This is a genomic window from Rhizobacter sp. P2_D12, from assembly GCF_056404395.1.
In genome coordinates this window covers 1-3,606 of sequence record NZ_JBFUEB010000222.1, presented here as the reverse complement: position 1 = coordinate 3,606, position 3,606 = coordinate 1, and the positions used below count along the sequence as shown (strand labels likewise).

Annotated in this window: 2 protein-coding genes; both read right to left on the bottom strand. The window is 71.7% G+C overall.

What is annotated here, in order from left to right:
• Nucleotides 1-108: 108 nt before the first annotated feature.
• Entirely contained in the window at nucleotides 109-2,181 is a 2,073-nt protein-coding gene (locus AC1DYN_RS31790; protein ID WP_477966676.1) for a carboxypeptidase-like regulatory domain-containing protein, read from the bottom strand.
• The gene (locus AC1DYN_RS31785; RefSeq protein WP_477966674.1) at nucleotides 2,181-3,509 is read right to left on the bottom strand and encodes a hypothetical protein; all 1,329 of its coding nucleotides are present in this window, start codon (nucleotides 3,507-3,509) and stop codon (nucleotides 2,181-2,183) included. The genes AC1DYN_RS31790 and AC1DYN_RS31785 overlap by 1 nt, the downstream gene beginning before the upstream one ends.
• Nucleotides 3,510-3,606: the final 97 nt, after the last annotated feature.

The window sequence follows — 3,606 nt, the reverse complement described above, 5'->3', positions numbered from 1 at the left end:
GCCGCGGGCCGGCCCAGGCTCAGGGCCGCCCAGGGGCGGCTGCTGCCCAGCGGGTGGCGCAGGCCCAGGTACAGCGCCGACGTGAAGTCGAGCATGGCCGCGGCTCCGTCAGGCGTTGCGCTGCTGCTGGGCCAGCCGGCGCTGCATCAGCAGCGAGGGCAGCATCGCATCGGCACTCGGGTCGAAGGTCTCGCTGGCGAGATCGATGCCGGTGGCCGCGCGGTAGGCGTGGATGTAGCCCTGCACCTGCGGCCGCCAGAAGCGCGCCCAGTTGAAGGCCTGGGTCGGCTCGTAGACCTCGCTCCAGGCGCCGAAGCGGATCGACAGCATCACCTGCTCGCCGAAGATCGCGAGGTTGCGGAAGTGCACGACGCTGGTATCGGTCCAGCCCTGCAGCTTCTTCATCGCGTCGACGCGGTCCATCCACGGCTCGGGATAGGCCACCATGATCCGGCTCGGCAGGAACTCGCGGAACTCGGGCCGGCCGAGCAGCCATTGCTGCATCAGCATCTCGATGCGCGCGGTGGTCGCCAGCTCGCCGAAGTTGTTGTGCGCGCCCTGCGACATCACCAGGTGCACCTCCTTCAGCGCGTTCAGCACCGGGAAGGCGTCGGCCTTGACCGTGGTGTCGTCGTCCTGCTTGTAGAACACCGTCAGCAGGCGCAGCAGGTGGTGGAATCCCTCGAGGAACTGCGAGCGCGTGTCGGCGCTGCGGTAGTCCTTCACGGCCTTGCCGCGCAGGCTCAGGCCGTACTGGTGGGCGTACTCGAGGTTGCGGCGGTTGACGCCCAGCCGGTGCTGCTCGTCCTGCGTGTAGCCCCACAGCAGGCTGTTCAGCGGCCGCAGCGGGTCGATCTCGAGATTGGCCAGCGGGTCGGGCGTGTTCGGCGCGGCGCGGTTCGAGAAGCGCCGCGTCACCGCATTCATGGTCTGCACCAGCATCGCCTCTTCGTGCCAGTACGACCAGATCAGCTCGACCAGGCAGGGGTTGGCCAGCTTCTCGTGCACGAAGCCGACCGCCAGGTTGGCGCCGTCGGGGTTGCCCTCGATGATCGGGATGTCGGGCAGCTTGCGCGCCACCAGCGCCAGGTAGGGCAGGATGCCGCCCGGCCGCTCGAGGTAGCCGTCGAAGGCGCCGCGCAGGTCGTCGAAGGCGGGCAGGTCGCGCCGGTCGAGGTAGGCGTTGTCGTGGCGCGGCCGGAAGGCCTTGTCGTGTTCCCCACCCTGCAGCACGCCGCAGTTGACCATCACGAAGGCCTCGGTCGCGGCCTTCAGCACGCGGTAGGAGTCGCTGTCGTTGAAGGGCAGGAAGCGCTTGAGCTTCAGCGTCTCGAAGGCCTCGCGTTCGGCGTCGAAACCGCGGCCGCCGTGGCCACCGTGGCGCGGGCCGTGGCGGTGGCCGCCGAACAGCACGTCCATGAAGCGCAGGTAGTGGTTGAACCCCAGCGCGTCGGTGCCGTTGCGGATGGCCAGCCACAGCGGCAGGTCTTCGGTCGCTTCGGTCTCGGTGCGCGTGAGCGCGATGCCGAGCTGGCCCGAGACGGGCTGCGCCGGCACCGGCGCGACGTGGCCTTCCTGGGACAGCGTCAGCACGGCCGGCGGCTGCCCCGCGGCGATGCCCTGGGCCGGGGAGTGCAGCGCCCAGGCGAAGTCGAAGCGGCCGGCGCGCGTCGCGGCGGTCGAGAACGTGGCGGCGCTGGCGTCCTTCGACATCGTGGCCGAGCCGTGGGGCGGCACGGTGTGCAGCTGGCTGTCGCTGACGTGGCTGACGGTGGCCCTCAGGTGGTCGCCGACCTGGGGCACGCGGCAATCCAGCTCCTCGCAATCGCGCGACAGCCAGTGCGTCTCGAGCTGGGCGTTGATCTCCGGCTCCAGGCACTGCGTGCACGCGCCGTCGTCGCCGACCGTGAAGCTTTGCGAGTAGTGCAGCGGGTGGTGCAGGAAGCCGAGCTTGTAGGTGCCCGGCACGACGCCGTCGAAACGCAGCCGGCCGTCGTCGTCGCTGCGCTTGAGTTGCAGCGCCGGCATGTCGGGCAGCGTCGTTCCGCCGGCGAGTGTGCCGGCATCGAACAGCCCGACCTGGGCATTGGCGATCGGGCGCTGCGCGCCGCCGGCGTCGCGCACCCGGACCTCGATCGAGGACCGGCGATCGGGATCATGGTCGTGGTGGTGCTTGCTCATCAGGGTTCTCCTTCGGTGAAAGTGAGGCGGGTGACGTTGCAGCGCGGCGCCGCGGCGCAGGCCTGCGAGGTGTCCAGCGTGCTGGCGAGTGCCCAGTGCGTGAGCAGCTTGCCCAGCAGCAGCGATTCGTCTTCAGGGCTGAGCCGGTTGTCGCTGCGCGCCTGGCCGATGACCGCGAAGACCAGCGACGGCGGTGCCCGGTACATGAGCGCCGGCAGTCGCGACCAGGCCCGGAACAGCAGCGCGAGCCGCGCCGGCCGCCGCTCGGCGACGTCCAGCACCTGGGCCAGCGTGCGGCCGCGCAGCGCCGCCGGGCGGTGCTGCACCAGCACGCTGACGAAGGCCGGCATCACGGCTTGCAGGCGCTGCAGCAGGCGCAGCGATTCGGCGTCCAGCCCGTGCGTCGGGTAGAAGGCCTCCCACATCGCGGCCAGCCGGGCCCACTGCGGATGCGGGTACAGCGCATCGCCCATCGCGCAGCTGAGCTTCACGCGCAGCCACGGCACCGGGTGCGGGTCGTCGACGTTGATGCGGAAGACGAAGGCGCGCGGCAGGCTGACCACGGCCATCAGCCCGGTCGGTGCGGCCACGCCGATGCGCGCGACCGACCAGAAGTCGGCCACGATCTCGCTGATCCAGCGCTCGTACAGGCGCCAGGCCACCGCGCCGTCGCCGGCGCCGTGCTGCAGCCCGCGCAGCACCGGCCGCAGCGAGTCGACCAGGCCGAGCAACGCCGCGGCCTGGTGGCCGACCTCGTGCACCAGCGACGACGCGATGCCGCTGCCGATCATGCGTTCGCGCGGCATGCGGATCACCGCCACCGGGCTGGTGCCGCCGCCGGGCAGCCGCGTGCGCGCGCGGCGGATGGCCGCACCGGGCCCGCGGTCCAGGTAGCAGACCACCGGCGGGGCGCGGTAGTAGCCGCCGCGCAGCGCGAGCGCGTCGGCCGACAGCACGTCCAGGCCGGACAGCCAGACGCCGCTCTCGTTCTCGCTGCGCTGCGTGACGACGTCGCTGAAGAGATCGAACTGCGTCAGCACGGCGTTGAACTTGAGCCGCAGGTAGGCGAAGCGGCGCTGCGCCTCGGCGGCGCTGGCGCGTTGCGCGGCGCTGCCGGCGAGCCAGTCCATGAAGCCGTGGACCAGGCGGCGCAGCTCGCGCCGGCCGGCGATCAGGTGGCCTTCGATCGCGCTCTGCGCGGCCGGCAGCAGGTTGGCCGCGGGCAGCATGGGCTCGACCAGCGCGAAGGGCTTGACCCGCGCCAGCCGCGTCAGCAGCGCTCGCGATTCCTGCATCAGGAACCACGCGGGATAGGCACCGATGGCCATGGCGGTTCAGGCGCCGAAGATGACGATGCGGTTGCCGCGGCGCACCCAGCGGCCGCCGGTGGCGGCGCCCGGGCGCGCGGCCGCGGCGGGCGTGGCC